At 42.6% G+C, this 20,662-nt stretch carries 22 protein-coding genes; 12 read left to right on the top strand and 10 right to left on the bottom strand.

Features of this window, described 5'->3' with window-relative positions:
• The first annotated feature begins 298 nt into the window (after positions 1–298).
• Entirely contained in the window at positions 299–1,027 is a 729-nt protein-coding gene (locus KTE19_RS08970) for a CPBP family intramembrane glutamic endopeptidase (protein ID WP_347339411.1), read from the top strand.
• A 484-nt stretch (positions 1,028–1,511) separates the two neighbouring features.
• On the opposite strand, the gene KTE19_RS08975 is transcribed toward KTE19_RS08970, so the two are convergent.
• From KTE19_RS08975 to thrC, 3 genes are read right to left on the bottom strand one after another with little or no spacing between them, the layout of a single operon-like run.
• Entirely contained in the window at positions 1,512–1,946 is a 435-nt protein-coding gene (locus tag KTE19_RS08975; protein ID WP_008856488.1) for an ACT domain-containing protein, read from the bottom strand.
• Entirely contained in the window at positions 1,924–2,829 is a 906-nt protein-coding gene (thrB, locus tag KTE19_RS08980) for a homoserine kinase (protein WP_217342114.1), read from the bottom strand. Before thrB ends, KTE19_RS08975 begins: the two co-directional genes overlap by 23 nt.
• Entirely contained in the window at positions 2,801–4,306 is a 1,506-nt protein-coding gene (gene thrC / locus KTE19_RS08985; protein WP_217161421.1) for a threonine synthase, read from the bottom strand. The genes thrB and thrC overlap by 29 nt, the downstream gene beginning before the upstream one ends.
• Before the next feature lie 107 nt (positions 4,307–4,413).
• On the opposite strand from thrC, the gene KTE19_RS08990 reads away from it, so the two are divergent.
• Together KTE19_RS08990 and KTE19_RS08995 are read left to right on the top strand one after the other, a co-directional pair.
• Entirely contained in the window at positions 4,414–5,595 is a 1,182-nt protein-coding gene (locus KTE19_RS08990; RefSeq protein WP_217342115.1) for a homoserine dehydrogenase, read from the top strand.
• Positions 5,592–6,917: an aspartate kinase gene (locus KTE19_RS08995; RefSeq protein WP_217161424.1), complete on the top strand. Its 1,326-nt coding sequence runs from the start codon at positions 5,592–5,594 to the stop codon at positions 6,915–6,917. The genes KTE19_RS08990 and KTE19_RS08995 overlap by 4 nt, the downstream gene beginning before the upstream one ends.
• A gap of 470 nt (positions 6,918–7,387) precedes the next feature.
• Here the strand turns inward: KTE19_RS08995 and KTE19_RS09000 are convergent, their stop codons facing one another.
• On the bottom strand, positions 7,388–8,209 hold the full coding sequence (locus KTE19_RS09000; protein WP_217342116.1) for a LysR family transcriptional regulator: 822 nt from the start codon (positions 8,207–8,209) through the stop codon (positions 7,388–7,390).
• A gap of 109 nt (positions 8,210–8,318) precedes the next feature.
• On the opposite strand from KTE19_RS09000, the gene KTE19_RS09005 reads away from it, so the two are divergent.
• Positions 8,319–9,302 carry a TDT family transporter gene (locus tag KTE19_RS09005; protein ID WP_217161428.1) on the top strand — a complete coding sequence of 328 codons (984 nt, stop codon included), beginning with the start codon at positions 8,319–8,321 and terminating at the stop codon, positions 9,300–9,302.
• 49 nt (positions 9,303–9,351) lie between these two features.
• Here the strand turns inward: KTE19_RS09005 and KTE19_RS09010 are convergent, their stop codons facing one another.
• Both KTE19_RS09010 and KTE19_RS09015 read right to left on the bottom strand, forming a co-directional pair.
• Entirely contained in the window at positions 9,352–9,876 is a 525-nt protein-coding gene (locus KTE19_RS09010) for a GNAT family N-acetyltransferase (protein WP_217161554.1), read from the bottom strand.
• Positions 9,877–9,998: 122 nt separating this feature from the next.
• Positions 9,999–10,169: a hypothetical protein gene (locus KTE19_RS09015; RefSeq protein WP_217161430.1), complete on the bottom strand. Its 171-nt coding sequence runs from the start codon at positions 10,167–10,169 to the stop codon at positions 9,999–10,001.
• A gap of 570 nt (positions 10,170–10,739) precedes the next feature.
• Here KTE19_RS09015 and KTE19_RS09020 point away from each other — a divergent pair.
• From KTE19_RS09020 to KTE19_RS09030, 3 genes are all read left to right on the top strand, one after another.
• On the top strand, positions 10,740–11,738 hold the full coding sequence (locus tag KTE19_RS09020; protein WP_217161432.1) for a ketopantoate reductase family protein: 999 nt from the start codon (positions 10,740–10,742) through the stop codon (positions 11,736–11,738).
• Complete coding sequence (locus tag KTE19_RS09025) at positions 11,735–11,902, top strand: hypothetical protein (RefSeq protein ID WP_217161434.1); 168 nt, start codon at positions 11,735–11,737, stop codon at positions 11,900–11,902. Before KTE19_RS09020 ends, KTE19_RS09025 begins: the two co-directional genes overlap by 4 nt.
• A 363-nt stretch (positions 11,903–12,265) precedes the next feature.
• Positions 12,266–13,585: an MFS transporter gene (locus tag KTE19_RS09030; RefSeq protein ID WP_217342120.1), complete on the top strand. Its 1,320-nt coding sequence runs from the start codon at positions 12,266–12,268 to the stop codon at positions 13,583–13,585.
• Positions 13,586–13,971: 386 nt separating this feature from the next.
• On the opposite strand, the gene KTE19_RS14340 is transcribed toward KTE19_RS09030, so the two are convergent.
• A complete protein-coding gene (locus KTE19_RS14340; protein ID WP_289426555.1) occupies positions 13,972–14,127 on the bottom strand; it encodes a type I toxin-antitoxin system Fst family toxin in 156 nt (51 codons plus the stop codon).
• A 464-nt stretch (positions 14,128–14,591) separates the two neighbouring features.
• Here KTE19_RS14340 and KTE19_RS09040 point away from each other — a divergent pair, with 464 nt between their 5' ends.
• A complete protein-coding gene (locus KTE19_RS09040; RefSeq protein WP_217342117.1) occupies positions 14,592–14,765 on the top strand; it encodes a hypothetical protein in 174 nt (57 codons plus the stop codon).
• Between the two features lie 268 nt (positions 14,766–15,033).
• Here the strand turns inward: KTE19_RS09040 and KTE19_RS09045 are convergent, their stop codons facing one another.
• Positions 15,034–15,924 (bottom strand): Rgg/GadR/MutR family transcriptional regulator, encoded by an 891-nt coding sequence (locus tag KTE19_RS09045; protein WP_217342118.1) that lies wholly within the window; start codon positions 15,922–15,924, stop codon positions 15,034–15,036.
• Positions 15,925–16,008: 84 nt separating this feature from the next.
• On the opposite strand from KTE19_RS09045, the gene KTE19_RS09050 reads away from it, so the two are divergent.
• From KTE19_RS09050 to KTE19_RS09060, 3 genes are read left to right on the top strand one after another with little or no spacing between them, the layout of a single operon-like run.
• Complete coding sequence (locus KTE19_RS09050) at positions 16,009–16,560, top strand: flavodoxin family protein (protein WP_217342119.1); 552 nt, start codon at positions 16,009–16,011, stop codon at positions 16,558–16,560.
• A 9-nt stretch (positions 16,561–16,569) separates the two neighbouring features.
• Positions 16,570–17,532, top strand: a complete 963-nt coding sequence (locus KTE19_RS09055) for a zinc-binding dehydrogenase (protein WP_217161445.1) — start codon at positions 16,570–16,572, stop codon at positions 17,530–17,532.
• Positions 17,533–17,559: 27 nt separating this feature from the next.
• Entirely contained in the window at positions 17,560–17,907 is a 348-nt protein-coding gene (locus KTE19_RS09060; protein WP_217161446.1) for a hypothetical protein, read from the top strand.
• Here KTE19_RS09060 and KTE19_RS09065 read toward each other — a convergent pair.
• Positions 17,904–18,473, bottom strand: a complete 570-nt coding sequence (locus tag KTE19_RS09065) for a helix-turn-helix transcriptional regulator (RefSeq protein ID WP_217161447.1) — start codon at positions 18,471–18,473, stop codon at positions 17,904–17,906. The genes KTE19_RS09060 and KTE19_RS09065 overlap by 4 nt on opposite strands.
• 318 nt (positions 18,474–18,791) lie before the next feature.
• Here KTE19_RS09065 and KTE19_RS09070 point away from each other — a divergent pair, with 318 nt between their 5' ends.
• Positions 18,792–19,382, top strand: a complete 591-nt coding sequence (locus tag KTE19_RS09070; RefSeq protein WP_217161449.1) for a helix-turn-helix domain-containing protein — start codon at positions 18,792–18,794, stop codon at positions 19,380–19,382.
• 115 nt (positions 19,383–19,497) lie between these two features.
• On the opposite strand, the gene KTE19_RS09075 is transcribed toward KTE19_RS09070, so the two are convergent.
• Positions 19,498–20,394 (bottom strand): 3-hydroxyacyl-CoA dehydrogenase, encoded by an 897-nt coding sequence (locus tag KTE19_RS09075; RefSeq protein WP_217161451.1) that lies wholly within the window; start codon positions 20,392–20,394, stop codon positions 19,498–19,500.
• Positions 20,395–20,662: the final 268 nt, after the last annotated feature.

Genomic DNA, 20,662 nt, shown 5'->3' on the forward strand with positions numbered 1-20,662 from the left:
ACTATTACCAGGTCTAGCTGACTAACTAGACCAATCATTGGAATAGGTCATTAACTGTTGCACTTGATTTGACACTTCGGGGTTTTTTTAAATTCCAAAAAAATTGAGATAAAAATACGTAATTAATATATATAGGGCAAAAGAAATGAGGTGAACTCAACCGTCCTTACTGGTGATTAGCCAGAGAACAGAGGGAAAAGATCCCGGATAGCTTATTGTCAGGAACCAATTATTTTTTCAGAAAGTAGTGATTCTAATGATTATTAAAAGTCGGCGTTCATGGGTCGAATAAATTCTAGTGGCAATCATCTTCCTAATTGTCTACCTTGGTCAGATGTTTCTGCTTAAAGGAGCTAACAGTCTGGTCTTTGCAGCCATTCAACTGTTTTTCGGCGGCATTATCCTATTGCTTGTGTATATCGAAGTTGGGACGTTCAAAGTGACGGCTCAGCGACCCAAATTCACGATTGATTTGAAAATATGGTTGGTGATATTTGGTCTTACCGTTGTCGCAATATTATGGCTGGAGGACTGGCCTTCAACTGTAGTGGCAACTTTAACGAGTGAGTATTTGGCTCAAAACACTTTGGTTGCGCTGGCAACGGGGATTGTTGAAGAGAGTCTCACCCGGGGGCTACTTGTATCAGCCTTGTTACAAAATCTGCGACGTCATGATCAATCGTTGAAAATTACAAAGGCAGCGGTTTATTCATCACTTATATTTGGGTCACTTCACATGATGAATATTTTTTCCAGCAGTTTTGAGGGAGTCGCTCAGCAGGTTCTGTATGCCTTTGTATATGGGGTGTTATTGATGGTTATTCGGGTGACAACCAATACACTCTTCTGGAGTATTGGCCTCCATTTTTTGATCGATTGGCAGCCAGATATTGCTAATGCGACCGCCGAGACATCTAACTGGTTTTCAATCATTGTTGTGTTTAGGATTATCCTGGCCGTCAGTCTGATTTGCTTGATTAAGTTTGATCGAGACCTTGAACATCAATCGGGTTTGAATTCTGACTAAAACAAATTTAGGTCCCAGCTGAGAACCGGATTTCCGCCGTTATATAGTCGAATGGTGTTCCGCAAAGCAAAGGGCCTAAAACCCAGGATCTTCTTGTCAACATAGTGGAAACGTGCTCCACCAAGCAGGAAGCGGAGTCTAAGTCACTCCGTTCAAAAATCCAAGCCCAGAATTTCTCCGCTATATGGCGGAATGGCGCTCCACAAAGCAGAAACTGGAACATAAGCACCTCAAACAAAAATCCTAAAACCGGGGATTTAGCTTTGCCGATACATAGATTAGGACTGCTGTACCAGACAGAAACTGGAACATAAGCACCTCAAACAAAAATCCCCAAGCCCAGGATTTCTCCGCTATATAGCCAAATAGTGCTCCGCAAAGCAGCAATCTGCCCATAAGCACCTTCATCAAAAATCCAAAACCAGGATTTTCGATGAAGGAGACTTATGACCTGATTGCTAACCGCTTTGCCTCGCACACTGATCTACTCAATCGAAACCAACTGCACATTACTTGCCCCATCAACTTTTTTGATACCGTTAAGCAAATTATCAACGGTGCCGCTAAAATGGCTGAGATCCAGTGAAATGACAATGCTGGCAATATTGTGAATTGGGATGTTTTGGTTGATCGTTAAGACGCTGGCACTGGAATCCGAGATGGTTCTGAGGACCTCCGACAGGATGCCCCGCTTATTTTCCAGCATGAGCGAGATGACTGCTTTTCGGTCCATCATATTTTCTTCTGGCAGAAACACCAGATCTTTATATTTATAATAAGTTCCGCGACTGATGCCAACGATCTTAACCGCTTCGCTAACCTGGCGGACCTTGCCGCTTTCTAGCAATTGTCGGGCTTGAATAACCTTATCAAAGGATTCAGGGAGAATCGAACTATCAACGATGTAATACTTTTCCACGTTCACTTACCTCACTTGTTACGCCGGTCGAATCGACTGTTAGTTTGCGAATTTGCCAAGCTGGAAAGGCTGCTTTGGCGTTTGCAACAATTTCATCGGCGGCTTGTTGGCTGGCGGTAATGGCCATCATGGTTGAACCGCTGCCGCTGATATACATTGTACCGCCAGCCTGCTCACAAATGGCCTTGACGTCGCCATAATCTGGAATTAATTTGGCCCGGTACGGTTCGTGCATTCGATCATCGCAGGCTTCGTGAATCATATGCATATCACCGAGTTCCAAGGCCTTAGTCATTGCTGCACAATGGCTGACTTGATGAATCGCATCAGTGTAACTCATGGTCGTTGGTAACACCTTGCGGGCTTCGTGAGTGCTAACCTCATAATCTGGAATCAGGGCGACAAAATGCAGTCGTTGGTTGACCTGATAGTTAACAATCCGGGGTTCATCACGATCATCCATAAAAGAAACACACAAGCCGCCAAGAATAGCCGGGGTAACGTTGTCTGGATGTCCTTCCATTTGGGTTGCCAAGATTAGCAATTGTTCCTCGGCAATACGCCCACCGTACCATTCACTGGCTGCTTTTAGGCCAGCAACCACGCAAACGGATGAGCTGCCAAGCCCTCTGGCAACTGGAATATCACTCTCAACGGTAATCTTAACGTTCGGGACCGCCTGATTGAGGAAATTGCAACCCTTAACAAATGCCTGATAAACCAGGTTATGCTCGTTTCGAAATTCTTTTGGCGAGCCGCTGATTTCTAAATGTTGAAGACTCGGTTCAAAGGTAATTGTTGAGTAGTATGAAACAGCCAGGCCAAGGCAATCGAAGCCAACCCCAACATTGGCGCTAGTCGCGGGAACTTTGATGGTTATCATAGAATACCTCCTCAACCTTCGCCTTCACATAATCACTCATTTGATTCTTTTCAATGACATTTTGATGCCGGATTGGCAAGTTCCAGACCTGACGCAAATTGTCGGGAATTGGGACTTGAGTTGCCGCTGAGAGGTCTTTCATGACTTGAAGAACATCGTCAGCAGTCTTTGGCAAGACTGCGTCAGCCACTGCGTTAACAAACTTGTATGGGCTGGCAGTACTCAACAGGATCATTGGCGTTTCACTATCAAGTTTTTGGTAGTCACGCATTACCTTGTAGCCAGCCGCAGTGTGGGGATCCATCAGATAGCCATCGTGATTGTAAACATCTGAAATGGCTTTTTCAATTTCTTCGTCGGTACTGTAGCCACAATAGAAGTCTGCTTGGATCCGAGCCAATACATCCTTAGAAACCTCATATTTGCCGCTATCTTCCAAGTCGTTCATCAATTGTTTAACGTATTCAGCATCTTCGCCACTCTTATAATATAGAAGTCGTTCAAAGTTACTTGAAATTTGAATATCCATACTTGGTGCAACTGTTTGGAAAAATGGTCGGTTGCGATCGTAGACACCATGTTCAAAGAAGTTGGCTAACACATTGTTTTCATTGCAGGCAACCACAAACTTATTCACAGGCAAGCCAAGCAATTTAGCATAGTAACCAGCTAGGACGTCGCCAAAGTTTCCGGTTGGCACGGTGAAGTTCACCTTGTCGCCAACCTTGATGGTGCCATTATTAACCAGTTGTTTGTATGAATCAAAGTAGTAAACGACTTGTGGGATTAGCCGGCCAATATTGATCGAATTGGCACTAGAGAGGCTGACTTCCTCTCCAAGTGCATTTTTTAATTGTTCATCATTGAAAATCCGTTTGACATTGGTTTGGGCATCATCAAAATTCCCCTTGATGGCAGCGACTTTGGTGTTGTTCCCACCGGTGGTGACCATCTGCAATTTTTGAACCTTGCTGACACCGCCGTCTGGATAAAAGACGATAATGCCCATATTGGGTAGGCCCTTAAAGCCTTCCAGGGCAGCCTTACCGGTATCTCCACTGGTAGCTGTTAGGATCATGACCTTATTATTATTGGTTAAAACATGTTTCATTAATTGAGGCAGCAGTTGCAAGCCAACGTCCTTGAATGCACTGGTTGGGCCGTGGAAGAGTTCAAGCACATGAAAGTTGTCAACGTCGACAACTGGGGTAATTTTATCGGAATCAAAAGAATCACGATATGCGTTGTCGACACTTTCACTAATTTCTTGGGCGGAAAAGTCGGGCAATAATCTGGTCAGAACAGCCCGAGCAATATCTTGATATTTTAATTGAATGAGTTCATCCAAATTAACTTGGGTATCGCCAAGGTTGGGGTAAACGAACAGACCCTTGTCGTCAGAAAAGCCTTTTTTAATTGCTTCCTTAGCTGACAGTTGGACAGAATTATCTCTGGTACTCGTATAATTTTTCATCATTTGCTTTTAACTCCTTGCATTTCTGTGATTACTATGATAATCTGTTTTCGTTAGAAAAACAAGTGTTTATTATTCGTGAACACAAACTACAAAAGGAGGTTATTACTGTGAACATCGCAATACTAGGGTTTGGCACAGTCGGTTCAGGCGTCTATAAAATTATTAAGAAGGCCAACCGCCAGACCCAAAACCTCCATGTGAAGCATATTTTAATTAGAAAAAATAAAAAACCGGATTTTCCGGAAATGACCGATAGTATTGATGAAATTTTAAACGATGACAATGTTAACGTTGTGGTTGAGGTGCTTGGTGGCATCGAACCCGCTCATCAATACATAGTAGAAGCCCTCAAGCACAGGAAACACGTTATTACTGCCAACAAGGCTGTTATTGCTCAGTATATGGATGAATTTACCAAGGTTTCCCGCGAAAACGGCGTTAAGTTCTACTTCGAATCAAGTGTTGGCGGCGGGATTCCTTGGATTCAAGGATTGGAACGGGCACTGCGGATCGATGATGTGAATAAGATTAAAGGAATTTTCAATGGCACTTCTAATTTTATTCTTGATCAGATGCATCGCACCGGCGAACCCTTCAATGATGTGTTGATGCAGGCGCAACAGTTAGGCTACGCAGAAGCCGATCCTAGTGCCGACATTGATGGCTTAGATGTTGCCAACAAGTTATGCATCAGCGTTGATATCGCTTATGACTTGTTCATCAAGCCAACCAGTGATTTGCCGATCTTCGGGATTCGTAACATTACCGAAGATGACATGGCCCACTTTGATCAATTGGGGATGACCATCAAGTTAATGGGAGTCAGCCACCAGGTTGGCAATGAATTTGACTATATGGTTGAACCGACGTTGTATTACGGTGATACTTTGGAGGCTCACACCACCGACAATTACAATTTGATTTCACTGCATGGTGAAACGATTGGTGTCCTGAAGTTTATGGGCCAAGGAGCTGGTCAATTACCAACTGCCAACGCGGTCATCCAAGATATCCTGGATATTTTCCAGAGTAAGGAACATCTCAAACGCGAATTCAAGAGCACATTCAAGTACAGTGCTCATTTAACTAAGCATAGTTACATTGTTCGTTCAGAAATTGATTGTTCAACTTTATTTAAGAAATTTAATCCATCGGTTCGTGGCGACTATCTGGTCGTAAACGACATTCCGGTTGGAGAAATGCATAGGTTGATGAAGCAGGTGCTCCAAAAAGACGAAACAGCCTTTATGGCAAGCTTACCAGGGAAAAAGGGAGGTGCAGCAAAATGAAAGTCGCAAAATTTGGTGGTAGTTCAGTTGCTGACGCGGGTCAGTTCAAAAAAGTGAAAGAAATCGTTCAAGCAAATTCCGATAGACGAGTGGTTGTTGTCAGTGCTGCAGGTAAGAGTGATGACGAACCAATTAAGATAACGGATTTGCTGATTGAAGTTGAAAAATTAAGGGATGCCGGTGAGGATTATCAGCCAATTTTTAACCATATCGAGCAACGGTTCATTGGCATTCGCGATGCATTGGGCTTAAACGTGGCCATTGAAAACGACTTACAAAAGATTGAACGCCATATTGAAGATGGCAGCCACGATTATTTGGTGTCACGGGGTGAGTATTTGACTGCCAAGCTGATGGCTGATTTCTTAGGATTTCAATTCATTGATGCTGCTCGTTTCCTGGTATTCGACGGTAAAGAGGTTAATTACGGTGAATCCATTAATCGGCTGCGTGACTTTTTGAATGAGGACTCCCAAATTGTTGTTCCGGGATTTTATGGCGTCGACGAAGCGGGGGCAATTCACATCATGGCTCGCGGTGGGGGTGACGTTTCTGGCGCAATCATGGCTAACTTGGTGGATGCCGACTTATACGAAAATTGGACGGATGTTTCTGGTATCAAGATGGCAGATCCCCGGATCATTGACCATTCCAGACGCATTAGTGAATTAACGTATGATGAATTACAAGAACTCTCATACATGGGCGTGAGTGTTTTCCAAGAAGAGGCCATTAACCCAGTTGCTCAACGTCAAATCCCGATTGCAATTTTAAATACAAATCATCCAGAAGAAGACGGTACTCTGGTTCACGATCGGGTTCACCGTGATCGGGATCAGTTGGTAACTGGTGTTGCTGGGAAGAAAGATTATGTGATTATTTCGATTAAAAAATATCAATTAAATAAACGATTTGATATTATGGCGACGGTCTTCTCCAAAATTCAAAAGTTTAACGTGCCATTTGAATATGTCTCATCAGGAACGGATTCATTCAGTTTCCTCGCGAAGAAGGATCAGCTTGCCGGCAAGTTGGATGCTATTTTGGCAGCGCTGAAAAAATGCGATTTGGACAGAGTTGACTTGGATCAAGATATTGCATTAGTTGCTGCGGTTTCTCACGAGTTAAGCGAACGGCCAGCAAATGCCGGGAGAATTTTGGATCTATTAGACGATAGTCAGATTAAGGTTCACCTTGTGATCCAAGAAGGTAGTGATATCAAAGTTGTGTTTGGTGTTGCCAATGAAGATTACGAGAAGACGATCAAAAAGATCTATCGGGATGTTAACTTACCAGCAAAAAAGTTACGAATGGTTATCTAAACGGATAAGTTATTCCTCGGAAGTGGTCGTGGATTGTTCCGGTGCTAGCCGCCGCTTATAACAATAAAGTTAACAAAGCTCGTGAAATAGTTTTGAGTTGAATTTAACTTGAAGCTATTTTTTTGAATGAAAAATTGTGGTTATCTTTTACCGGCCAAAATGTTCTGGGAAATCTTAGATTAACTGGGTCCGTTTAGACGGTGCAGGTAGTTGTTTTGGAGCAAATATTCTGACAAAATGCCTATCATGAGACAAAGTACAACTAGATAATAATTATTTTAGAGGTGTGAAGTGAACCCCTTGAATTGAAGAAATCTAATTCAAGGGGTTTTGCTATGTTTTCCTATTAAAAAAATGGCTGCTGTTCAACAATGATTGATGACATATCTGTGGTGAATCATCGGCATGTTATTTTTACAATTGAGGCTGCGAGCACTTTTTACTGGAAAGTAGTTGGGAAAGTTACCCAATTAAAGTTGATTAACTAGTTTGATAATCTCCGCAACCGCTTTAAGGAGCGGGTCATCTAAATCATCGTCACGAATTAATAGATAGAAGTCACGAATAAATGCTGTCCCTAGTGGTTGCACTTCGACACCCGCTGGGACATCTTTTGAAGAGAGGAGTGCCTGACCCACGCCGGTTGAAACAATTCGGCGGATCAGGCCACTGTTGTTGACGTGAATGAGCCGGTCAGGGTGGACATCAGCTTCACGGAAATATTGCTCGGTATAGTATCCAATCCCAGAACCAGACTCACGGGTTATCCAAGTGCTGGTTGGAGCGCCGGCTTTGACCAGCTGGTCTTTGCCGATTGACGTTCGACGGACATTTTGGGTGACCAGTGGTTTTTCAATAATTCCCAGATCAATTTTGTATTCCTCAAGTTGATTTAAAACCCCTTCGGAATTGGAAACCATCACATCGTAATGAATGGTTGGGCCGCTGACACTGATCTGATTAGCGATTTTCGCAAACATGATTCGCGAGACGGTTTGCGAAATCCCGAAACGGACGTGGGATTGTTCGTTGGTTTGCAGATCCTTGATCTCAGTATTGATATCGTGCCAATCATCCAATATCTTGGCGCTACGCTTGTAAAGAATGTCGGCGGCTTCTGTCGGGATGCTTTCTCGTCGACTTTTACGCTCAAACAATTCAGTATGCAGTTGGGATTCTAACTGTTTGATCTGATTGGAAACAGTTGGCTGGGTAATAAACAGCTGTTGGGCTGCCAACGAAAAGCTGTGGGTCCGATAGACGACCATGAAGGTTTCTAAGAATTTAAACATTTAATCACCACTTATAAAGTTTGCCTATAATAAATATTAATATTATCAATTTTATTTATTGTAGCATAATCGTTATAATTAATCTCATCGAAAGACAGGAGGAGAATACATGAAGGTATTTTTAGAGAAATTGCCCTTACCAATTTGCGGCTTGATTTTAGGTATTGCATCATTAGGAAACTTATTCAAAGCAATCGGCTTTACGGCTGCTGGAAATGGTTGGGGAATTTTATCCTTAATCTTGATCCTGCTTGTCATTGCCAAAATTACGGTTCATTTTAAAAACAGTATGATGGATTTAAACGATCCGGTGATTGCATCGGTTGCCCCAACTTTCACGATGTCATTGATGATTATCAGCACTTTTCTCAAGGCTTGGGGGCTCTCAGTTGTTGCCATTACAGTTTGGACAGCAGCGGTTATTTTACAATTTGTGATTATGGGTTACTTTGTTTATCGCCATTTATTACGCCCCGTTGTTCAATTAGACCATGTTTACCCCAGCTGGTTCGTCACTTTTGTTGGTATCGGCGTCATTCCGGTTACCGCCAATAACTTTATTCCAGCAATCGGAACCCCAATCTTGTGGTTATCCCTTGGGTTATACGCAATTCTCTTACCGATTGTATGCATTCGGTTGATTAGACGAGAATTCATGTTTGAAGCGACCTTACCGCTATTGACGATCATGGCTGCCCCCGCTTCTCTCTGTTTAACTGGTTATCTCTCAATGAATTCAGCTCCTGCATGGACGTTCTCGCTGATTATGGTCTTGCTGGCTCAGGGATTATATTGGGGAACGTTGCTGAAGATTGTAAAATACGTTAGATTATCATTTTACCCAAGCTTCGGTGCCTTCACATTCCCGTTGGTGATTTCTGCCACGGCACTGAATCTATGGAATCACAGTTTCAATTTAGCCAACGGTCTTAACACTGTGATTGGGGTTGTGGCAGATGTCGAGATTACCTTGGCAACTTTGATGGTTGCATTTGTGGTGGTTCGCTATGGTAAATTCCTGGTGAAACTTGCTGTTGAGGCGCTGCAAAGCAAAAAGGTAATTACTACTGAAGATGAAACAGTTAGCAAATGAGTTAGCATTATAAAAAAACCGGTGCCATTCATTGGCTACCGGTTTTTGGTTATAAATTAAATGCTTTCAGATACTTCACTGTACCATTGACACCCCGTAATCCGTTGGGGACCAGTTCCTTGATCATATACGTTTCATCTGGGGCCGGGAATGGCGCCTTAATGCCATAGTCACTGGCCTTCTGGTAGCCAAACTTTGGATAATATTCCGGCCAGCCAAGGACGCTAATAAATTGATAGCCCTGGTTAATTGCGCGACTTTCCAGCTCGTTGATGATTGCAGTCCCAATTCCAGACTTTTGGAATGCTGGCTGAACGGCTAATGGGGCCAAGCAAAGGCCAGGGAATGAATCGCTACTGTTAATGATGACAATCTCGCTTAGCAATCCGTGACCAACAATTTGGTTATCATCGTCAGCAACCACTTCTAATTTTTTATGATAAGAAGGGTCTAACCGAATCTTGTTGACTAATTCAGCTTCGTTATGGTAACCGTCAGTTGTTTTGGAGAAGGCCGATCGAAGTAAGTCATCAACAGCTGAATAATCTTCTTGGCGAATTGTTCTGATTAACATCATCACTTTTCCCACCTTTTTGTTACGGGTCTATTATTGAATAGCTATTAAGAGAAGGCAACTATTTAACATATTAGCAACGACAAGTGCAAACCTGATTTTAAAAACCGCAAACTAGGTTCCTACTTGCGGCGACGCAGCCCTCTCGATAAAAACATGTTTATGATCATAATGACAAAGCCAATGATCAGCAAGCCAAAGGCAAGGTTATTTTGTCCATTGGCAAGAAAGGCCATTGCCCCAAAGCAAAAGACAAGCGAGATTGCGCTGGCAATGGTAATTAAAAGTCTCATTTTTTCCACCTCAATATCTATTTCGATAATTAAGCACTAAATTGAGTATAACTGAAATTAACCAGATTGCCAAAAAGGGTTAATCACTTTATCCTGACAAAAATTTTAATGCGCTAAGTAACTGTTAAAATGGCATTTTGCTGAGATTACTCTAATATAATTCCAAAAAAGAGGTTGACATTGGGTCGGCTCATGGCTTAAACTTCATTCAACATTTAAATACGACTAAATGATTTGTTTCGATGGAGTCGCCCCACAGTCTTACAAAGAGAGTGCCGATTAGGTGGGAAGGTATTAAAACTGTGAAGGCAAAAGATCGTTACAAGCAAGTTCACTTTTCGAGGTGAAATGGTGGCATTCATTAACATGCGGCCCCTAAGAGATTTCTCCTGTGGGTTTGAAGGAATTGCTTGAAAGAGTAATTCAAAATAAGGTGGTACCACGTTATCTTAACGTCCTTTGGTTTTATAACCAGAGGGCGTTTTTTTAGTCGGATTTGAAAGTGAGCGTATCAAAGTGGTTAGAAACTGTAGTATAGCTGTCCTAATCAAAATAAAAGGAGTGGTCATTATGAAGTACGGCATTATTGGTGCAGGCGCAATGGGAGTAAGGTATGGTGTCATGTTACAGGAGAACGCCAATGTTGACGTTGACTTCATCGAGACCTGGGAACCAAACATCAACCAGATTCGTGAACAAGGTGGCGTTTCAGTTGCTCGTGATCACCAAAACCGGCGAATCGTTCCCATCAACATTTATCGACCAGAAGAATATCAGGGTCATCCAGATGTCTGGATTGTCTTTAAGAAGCAAATGCAGTTAGCTGATGAACTCGATCGTGATAGCGCTGCTGGGATCTTCCATGATGATCAATATGTCTTTTCTGCAATGAACGGCATGGGCCACTTTGAAAAGATTGCCAACTATTTCCCGAAGGATCACATTATTTGCGGTACAGCGATGATTGCAACTCGAATGGATGGACCCGCAGACATTGATTTCATGGGAGCTGAAGGTGACGAGGTCATGCACATGGCTCGCTACACCAACGAAAAGCCGGATCAGACGACCCAAGCAGTCTTTGATGATTTTACCAAGGCCAAGTTAGGACCGGTGTTCGCGGATGAATGGAAGGGTATGTGCATGTCCAAGGTTGTCTTCAACGCCGTTACCAACACATTATGTACGATGTTTGAAATGCAGATGGGTCAATTCATTGAGTACCCTGGCGTTCGTGAAATGTCGCGGCAATTATTTGATGAAGCTTATGATGCGTGTGAACGGGCTGGCATTTATCTAATCCCAACCCGACAAGAGCAGGTCGATTCCGTGATTACCGTCAGCAAAGAATACAAGTACCACTATCCATCAATGTACCAAGACTTTTCCAAGGAGCGGCCAACGGAAGTTGATTATATCAATGGTTATATTGCCAAAATTGGCCGGGAGCATGACTATGTGTGCCGCACCCACGAGTTTGTGGTTCACGAAGTTCACATGGCGGAAATGATGAGAAAGTATCATCAACCGCAAACCAACGGGACTGATAAGGAGCGTGTCCACGCATGACAATTCAATTTTCTGACCGAGTTCTCAAAAGTGATAGTGATCTAGTCGGTGATATTCTCAAAGTCGCTGAAGAGCAGATCAAAATTAGCATCGAACGATCAGGCAGTGCAGTTACGGAAACTATTGAAGCTAATCAAAACTCACGGGTCATTGAGCAGGTCTAATTGAAATAATAACGAGCATATAAGGGGATGGTACCAGCATTTTAGATATCAATTGCCTATATGACCCACTTTCACATAGCACCATCATCCGGGGTAACCCCGACACATATATAGAAGTAACGTGAACGCTGGCGGTGGCTGGCGTTTTTTTGCATAGAAGTGATCTTATTTATAGTATCGATTTACTATTCGTATTTTACTAAAATTCTCATTGCCTTACCCCCGGGGTTCAGTGGTACTATGGTTAAGTATCGATTTATCCGAAATTAGGGGGGCAACTCATTGGATTCAACCGCAAACTTAAACGAAAACCAGAACAACACCAAGCAACATCCGTTTCTAGCGATCACAATTGTTGCCTTAATGACCTTCATGGGGGTGCTAACGGAAACGTCGATGAACGTGACCTTTCCCACCCTGATGAAGCAATTCAACATTTCCCTGGCAACGGTGCAGTGGGTAACTACCGGCCATCTCTTGACGGTGGCCTTACTCACCATCACGTCCGCATTTTTGAAACGGCGCTTTACTAACAAGCAATTATTTATTTCCGCCGCCCTCCTTTTTATTGCCGGCGACGTCATGTGTGGGTTGGCAACTTCCTACTGGCTATTACTGATTGGCCGCATCATTCAGGCAGGCTGTGTGGGGCTTTCCGGACCGTTAATGAATAACATCATTCTAGACATCGTGCCTCCACGGAAATTAGGGACTTATATGGGGATGGCTAATCTGATTGTGCTGGTCGCCCCAGCGCTTGGACCAACGTTTGGTGGCTCAGTGGTTGCCTTTGCCAGCTGGCGGATGATTTTTTGGCTGACGGTGCCATTCACATTAATCCTGCTGGTTTTGGGCGGGTTTATCATCAAGCAATATTCACCAACCCAACATTACGAGTTCGATTGGCTACGGTTTGCGTTGTTAGCAGTCGGGTTAGTCAGTCTATTAATGGGTTTCAATATTTTGGGTCAACCGCATGTGCTGGTTAAATTTTTATTGTACATCGCATTGAGTGTTTTGATGTTTAGTTTATTTGGCTGGCGGTCAAAATACAGTCATAAAGCCCTATTTAAGCTCGCCGTTTTCAAACAACCAGTCTTCTTGTTCAGTTTCCTACCATATGTACTCCTGCAATATTCTAACATTGGAATTAACTTCATGCTGCCGAGTTACGTTCAAATGGTCAACGGCGCCAGTTCGTTCATTGGTGGTCTGATTCTTTTGCCTGGGAGTGTGCTAAACGGGTTGGGACAGCCTTTGTACGGGTGGATGCTCGATCACCTGGGTGGCAAAGTGCCATTGTACTTGGGTAACACGCTGTTTTTCATTCCGTTAATCTTATTCACGATTTTTGGTCAGCAGATTCGTATCTTCAATATCATTATCCTGTACACGATCTTTGCGGCGGGTCGTTCGATGGCGTTTGGCAACAGTATGGCCTATGGGTTGAAGAAGTTAGCTCGAAATGAACGCAACGATGCCAATGCGATTTACGGAACGGGCAATATGGTTGCCGGCTCACTTGGTACGACGATCATCGCGACGTTGATGACCTCGGTAACTTTACCTAACTTTTCAAACGCGCAAAACATTGCTGCTGGTAGTCAGGTCGCATTTGGGATGCTGGCATTAATTGGGGTGCTCAATTTCTGGCTGTTCAGGCGCTTATTTAGAAGTAAATAGTTTGGGTTGGGCACTTCAGATTCATTCATTTAATTGGATCCCTTTTTGTGTGCTGTAAAGTTTGTCTAAACGCAGCTTGAGTATGTTTGTTTTTGAAAATCAAGAAAATAACGATGGATTCAGTAACCCGAGTGATCAGAATAAATTCGACTTGATAGCTGGGATAGTCGGTTAGAAGCCAAATGGCCGGGGTGGTCTAAGCACGGATTGTGGCTATTGGTTGAAGCGCCGTGGGTTGGATGCTATACTGTAATCGAATGAAATGCAAATATTCACTTAACTGCTTATCACCGCTAGGGTAAGCAGTTTTTTGTGCTCAAAAAAGGAGCAGCCCCGCTAGAAGCTGCTCCCGTAAATCGCTAGTTATTTAGCCAAATGAGGAAACATCAGCGTTTGTTCAGCCAATGAGCAAACCCGGCTACTATCAGTCCAACCAAAATTGGAAAGATCAGGTTCGCTAGAATGAAATACAAAGTATTCACTTCCCTTCCGGTAAACAGCCCCTCACAAGCCCCGAAAAAGTAAATAACTAGCCTTATCATTATAGCAGAAAGGGACGCTCACATTGAGCGTTCCTTTCCTGTTAACGGCTAATATTTACCGTTGGCCAGTCCAGAATAATCATGCGTCAGTTTGGTACCTTTAAAGTAGTCGAACCAGTATCCACCCTGGTATCCACGAATAACTTTAATTTTCTTTCCCTTACTTTTTGGTCAGCACGTTAGTATTCTCAATAGCATCATCTTATATACGGTTTTACGGCACAGGCTGGTAGTCAATTGGCGTTTGGAATGTTGGCAGCAATTGGCATCTTGAATTTCTGGTTGTTTAGACGATTTTATAGAAGTAAATATGAGGAACGGAAAAGAAACTATTTTAATTAATTCTACTAATTTAGCCGATGTAAACCACTGGCTGCCCAATGTAAATCGGAATCTTCTTATTTTACCCATTGATCAATGATATGCTAAAAATAAATTTTAGTGATTGATTAAAGGAGAAGCCCATGAAACAAAAATTAATAGTCGTCGGATTACTTGGATTTTTCGTTTTGATGCAAATCATGATTCAGCTGGATGTGTTTGAAAGTTTGAATCTGGTACTGGCGATCTGCGCAATCATTGCGTTAGTCGTTGCTTTAATGATTGTCATCATGTTTGGAAAGGTGAGGTACCATTAAAAATAAAAAACTGCTGTTCATGATCACCACCATCGGATTACTCATGCTGGCTGGGCTGGATGCTTACTTTGACCATTATCGAAGTGCCTTGGTAGATATGGTCATACTGGTCGCTCTTGACGTGATGATTATTTTCAAATGTCGTCACTAGTGCCGGTCAATTTCTAACTTTGGCCATTTCTTTTGCCACTGTTTCTTCAAAATTCGCATGAGGTCGGGATTGTGAGTGATAATTTGTTTAACGAGATCGGCAGAGCTTTTCATTTGATCACTCCTTAAAAGCATTATTTTTTGCAATCGTTGGGTTGGCCATCAAGAATGATCGCCAATAGGATTCATATAATGTAACCAAGTCCGGGGCACTCAAGGCTCCGAAAACCTGAATGGTTTCCGTTACCATTTGCTTGCCTTCAGGAAAGGCATCTCGCAAACATAAACGCAAACCTGATAGAAAGTGAAGTTCGCTTTTTTCGTATAAGTACTGTTGATTATGAATACTTTGCTGAGCTAATTCAATTAAGGTTGAGAGCTCTTTTTTTTTACCCGCAAGTGCCATCACCAAGGCGGCTTTGAGAATGATATACAGGAAGTCGGCCTGATGGTTCCAATTAACATCAATTGTTTCAGAGCCATTTTTAACCATTTGTTGAGTTAACAAAAAGATTTGATCAGTGGAGAAGCTATCCAAGGTAGCCATGAACAAGCGAAGTTCGTAATGAGTCCAAGTTTCAATTTTGAACAGGTAGGTATAAATAAACTGGCGTTGCTTAGTGGTTAACGGGTCGGTTTGATCATAGTGGGATTTGATTTTGAGGTAATTCAAGTAGTCGTGACTCGTTTTGGTTCGTTGATATTGCTGCAGATAATGTTCAAGTGTGTCGGAACGACTAGCTGATTCCTTTGGCGCTATGTAGTCTTTAGTTTCCTCGTAGTGAAACTCAAGTGGTTGTTGCTCGCGGTAATGAGCTAAATAAATCAATTCCTCAGCCGATACGTTGATGTTGATGAGTAAATGGATGAGCTTCTCAAATGAAATGTTTGAGAGTCCTCGTTCAAACCGGGATAGGAATGATTTGGACACAACCCCATTCGCCGCTGATGTAATGCTGATGCCTTTTTGTTCTCGTAAATGTTTGAATGTCTGACCATAATCAATCATTGAAGTCTCCTGTGAACTATATGCAACTTTTTCCGTTAATTATAGACGTGATGCTATACTAATGCCACATTCAGGAGGCAAATCATGCAGATATTAGCGATAAATGGCAGCACGCGCAACCCCAGCAACTCTGGCTTGATGATTCAAAAACTCTTGGCTGATGTGACTTATACGCAAATTTCGTTAGCGGATTATCAAGTCCATGAAATTATTGATCAACGGCATGATGATAGAACTTGGCATCAGAAGCCAGATGATTATCCGAAATTGATAACCAAGTTGATGGCGGCTGACTTAATTGTCGTTGCCACGCCTATTTGTTGGTATGGAATGTCAGGATTACTCAAGAACTTCATTGATCGTTGGTCGGAAAGTCTCGCAACCCATCCACATTTCAAAGAACAAATTGCTGGTAAACAGTTGGTTTTATTGGTAGTGGGTAGCGATAACCCACGGCTGAAAGGCAAGTTAATCGTTTCTGAGTTTGGTTATATTTGTGATTTCTTGAATTGGAAATTAACTGCGGCGGTCATTGCTGAAGGGCACCGACCACGAGATGTGATGGCTGATCAAAAGGCAATGGCGATGTTGAGCCGAATTAACCGACAATTAGTTGGTCTGGTAAAGAAGAAGTGAGGTAATGGGATGAAGGCGTTATTTTTCACTGAGTTTGGCAATAGTTCCGTCTTAAAGTATGGGGAAGTGGCTGATCCAAAAATTTCCCAATCTGAATTATTAGTCAAACCAGATTATATTGGCTTAAACTTTGCTGATATTTATCGTCGGCGAGGGAACTATCATATTGAGCAGCATGATCCATACATAAATGGCTATGAAGCCGCGGGAACGGTTGTCGAGATTGGTAACCAGGTTAAAAATTGGCAGGTTGGCGACCGCGTTTTATTCGTCGATGTGCCGCTGGCTAATGCCGAATTAGTTGCCGTTCCGGTTGATAATGCGATTAAACTTCCGGCAAAAATTTCCACCAAATTAGCGGCAACCATTGGCCTCCAGGGGTTGACCGCTGACTTTTTGGCTCATGATTTAGCCTTAAATAAATCAGGCGATCAAGTTTTTATCCATGGAATTAGTGGTGGCGTTGGTCAGCTACTATCTCAGATCTTAACGGCTGATGGCATTCAAGTATCCGGTTCCGTTTCAACCGAAACGAAACAGCAGTTGGCAATGAAGCAGGGAGCCGATCATGTTTATCTAAGAAAACCGGGTTGGCAACGTGGGTTGAAGGCAACCTTTGATACAGTCTTTGATGGGGTTGGCAGCACCTTGCAACTAAGCCTAAAGATCGCCAAGCGCAAGGGAAAAGTCGTTTTCTTTGGAATGGCTGGAGGCAACCCGCCACGAATTGATTTGCTCGATGTGTTAGGTCAGTCACAGACGATTGCGACTGGTGATTTATGGGATTATTTGACGAGCGCTCAGGAACGAAACCAGCGCAGTACCCGTCTATTTGATTACATTAGCCGTGGAGTGGTTCAGCCGAGCGAGCCAACAATTTTTCCGCTATCTCAAGGCAAACGGGCTCATGATTTTCTTGAATCTGGCCAAAGTATGGGTAAGATTTTATTAGTTCCCAATGAAAATAGTTAATATTTAACTAATGAAAGAAGGATCACAATGGATGACATCATTACCTACCTGTGTTGGACGCTTACCACGGAGGGCTTTGATCTAAAACCGGAACAGTTTGAGATTATAGATTCTGACTTCGGTCAACCCTACATCTGGATCAGTATGCCATTTAGCGTCGAGGCGGTTGTGATTGCGGATCATTTGGGTAAAATGGGCGCCCATTTTGAAATGATCCGGGGATACGACGGCGAGGATCCCGATATGACCAAGTTACCAGATGTGGTTGATTTTCAGATCTTTGGGATTAATGAAGAACTGTTTGGTAAATTTCGGCCGGGGATGAAACAAATTCGCCAGCGAATGGACGATCAATCGAAAAATAAGAAGCATTAAGCCGGCGTCAGCAACATATAAATGAAAAAGCCAAATAGGGTGACTTCAAGGACCAGCCAAATAAGGAAGCCTAAAGGATGATTAGGATTAATGGTGATCCCAACGCCCATCGATTTGGGGACAAATAGATCCTTTGAGTCCCCCTGATAGAATGACTTGAGCTTGAGATAACTTAACGGCATTAAGATTAAGGCAGAAATCATGGCGATAATGCCAATCCAGCGAGCTTGACTGTCGGTTTGAACAAACGGCGTGAACGCGACCGGTAAGAGCGTGAGGGCAAGAACAATTGCCAGAGCGCGGTTCAGCCAGCGACTGTCTTTCTTCTGGTTAATGAGCTGATAGTCTTTCCTGACCTGCTTGATGTAGCGTTCGTCGCCTTTAAGCATGTAGTCCAATGATAAATTGTAGAGTTTGCTGATAGCGACCAAAGTTGGAATATCTGGATAACTCTTCCCAGTTTCCCAATTGGAAATGGTTTGCCGGCGGACATGGAGTTTCTGGGCGACAGCACTTTGGGTGAGTCCTAGTTCAGTTCGTTTTTGTCTTAAAGTATTGGCTAACATGATCTGACCTCTTCTGCATCACAAGTAATGAGCAATTTAATTACCAGTAGTATGACGCTGAAATCTCCGGTCGGCAAGCAATTATTGATTGCTTGCCAAGTTATATCAATGTAAAAATCGCAAACCAATCGATTTCGGTTTGCGCTTGTCGATGGTCATCATCTGATTTGGTATGAGTAACGAAATTTGCAACTACCATCATCATCGGTGTGATTGCCCAAGGGGCTTTACATGGCGCATTTCTGGCTTTAAGATAAGCTAATTTGGCAGAAATAAGCTTCTTAATCAGGTATGATTGAGATACGAGGAGTTGATGAGATGAACATTGGGAATAAAATCAAAACTTATCGAAAAGTTCGGGGCCTTTCCCAGGAAGCTTTAGCAAAGAAAGTCTACGTTTCAAGACAAACTATTTCTAACTGGGAAACCAACAAAGGTTATCCGGACATTCAAAATATTTTACTGCTGAGTGTTCTTTTTGATGTTTCTGTAGACGAACTGGTTAAAGGAGACTTGGATGCCATGAAAGAAAAACTCGCTAATAAGAAAGTCAACGCCCAAATGTCCTTGTACACTTGGATGATGCTAATTGCGGCTGTTCTGGGAGCAATTTCAATCGGCCTGGTATTTTTCTTTGAAGGATCAATGGTCGTCGTGCTCATCCCAATCATTTGTTTTACGATCATGTTTTTTAGCGCAAATCAGGTTGAACGACTCAAAAGCAACCAGAATCTCAAAACGTATGCGGAAATTCTGGCCTTCACAGAGGGACGGGACGTTGATGAACAACGACAAAAGCGGAATAAAGCCAAGGACAAGTGGGAAAAAGGAATGATCGTTGGTGGATTTACCGGGGCTTTTTTATTTATTGTCTTAATTTCGATTGGGATGGCAGCCATTCTTAAGTAAAGGCACATTGAATGATCATACGTAGCTAAAAAAACACCCTAATCGGTTTGCTTAACCTCAAGCACGATTAGGGTATTTTATGTTGCGTCATTATTGATTACTGATCATAGTCAAGCTAAATGCTCAAGAAATCCTTTTGTTTGAACTCTGGATTTGGATAATGATAGAAGCCTTCACCTGATTCTACTCCTAACTTACCTTGGTCAAGGAGGCCCTTTAACGCATCTGCAAGAGGTTGTGTATTTGCCTCAGGGTGAGCTTGAGCCTCTGCTAAAGTAATGTTGTAAGCAGTTCGGATGCCAACAACGTCTAAGATTGCGAATGGTCCCATTGGCGCACCAGTTGCTGCCATCCATGTTCGATCAATCATTTGTGGATCCGCTACGCCTTTTACCCAGAGGTCTTCACCGGCACTGAGAAGTGGAATTAAAAGTGAGTTCAAAATATAACCGGGTTGCTCTTTCTTCAACTGAATTGGAATCATCCCAATATCCCGGGCAAATTGAACAATTTCCTTATAAATTGCTGGATCAGTCTTTGGTGAGCCCATGATTTCTGCCGTGTTGTTCAACCAAACTTGGTTTGCAAAGTGCATGTTTAGGAATTGAGATGGCCGACCGGTATCTTCCATGAACATGCTTGGAACCAATGTTGAAGAATTACTGGTAAAGATCGCACTCTTTGGCGCCATTTTAGCTATTTTTGAATAGAAGTCCTTCTTGATATCTGGACGTTCAGGAATCGCTTCAATAACCAAGTCAGCATTAGCAACTGCTTTTTCCAAATCCCAACTGTAGCTAATATTAGCGAGACCTTTTTCAAAATCTGCATCGGTTGCCGCAATATCGTGTTTATACGAATGCCGCAAGCCCTTGATTCGATCCTTTGCTTTGTTAATTGCATCTTCATTAATGTCATAAACTGTGACGTTAAATCCTTTGAAAGCAGCCTGGAAAGCAATTTGACTGCCTAAAACACCACTACCTGCAACCGTTACGTTTTTAATTGCCATAACGAAAATCCCCCTTAGAATCTCAAGACAATACATATATAAAGAAAATAACCACTTGGAACTATAAGAATACGTCCTGCCACTCCTAAAATGTTTTCTCACCGGTTGTGTTAACCATTTCGAAACGCAGCCGTTAATACTAGTGATATGACGAAAAGAATCAAAACAGACGAAATATTTACTTTTCCCTTGAATTGTCAAATTAAGTGCAACACTACATTAAAGAATATTTCATAAGGCGTTTTCCATCCGAGACATTTACGGGGAC

This window comes from Lentilactobacillus dabitei (assembly GCF_019061365.1).
Classification (GTDB): domain Bacteria; phylum Bacillota; class Bacilli; order Lactobacillales; family Lactobacillaceae; genus Lentilactobacillus; species Lentilactobacillus dabitei.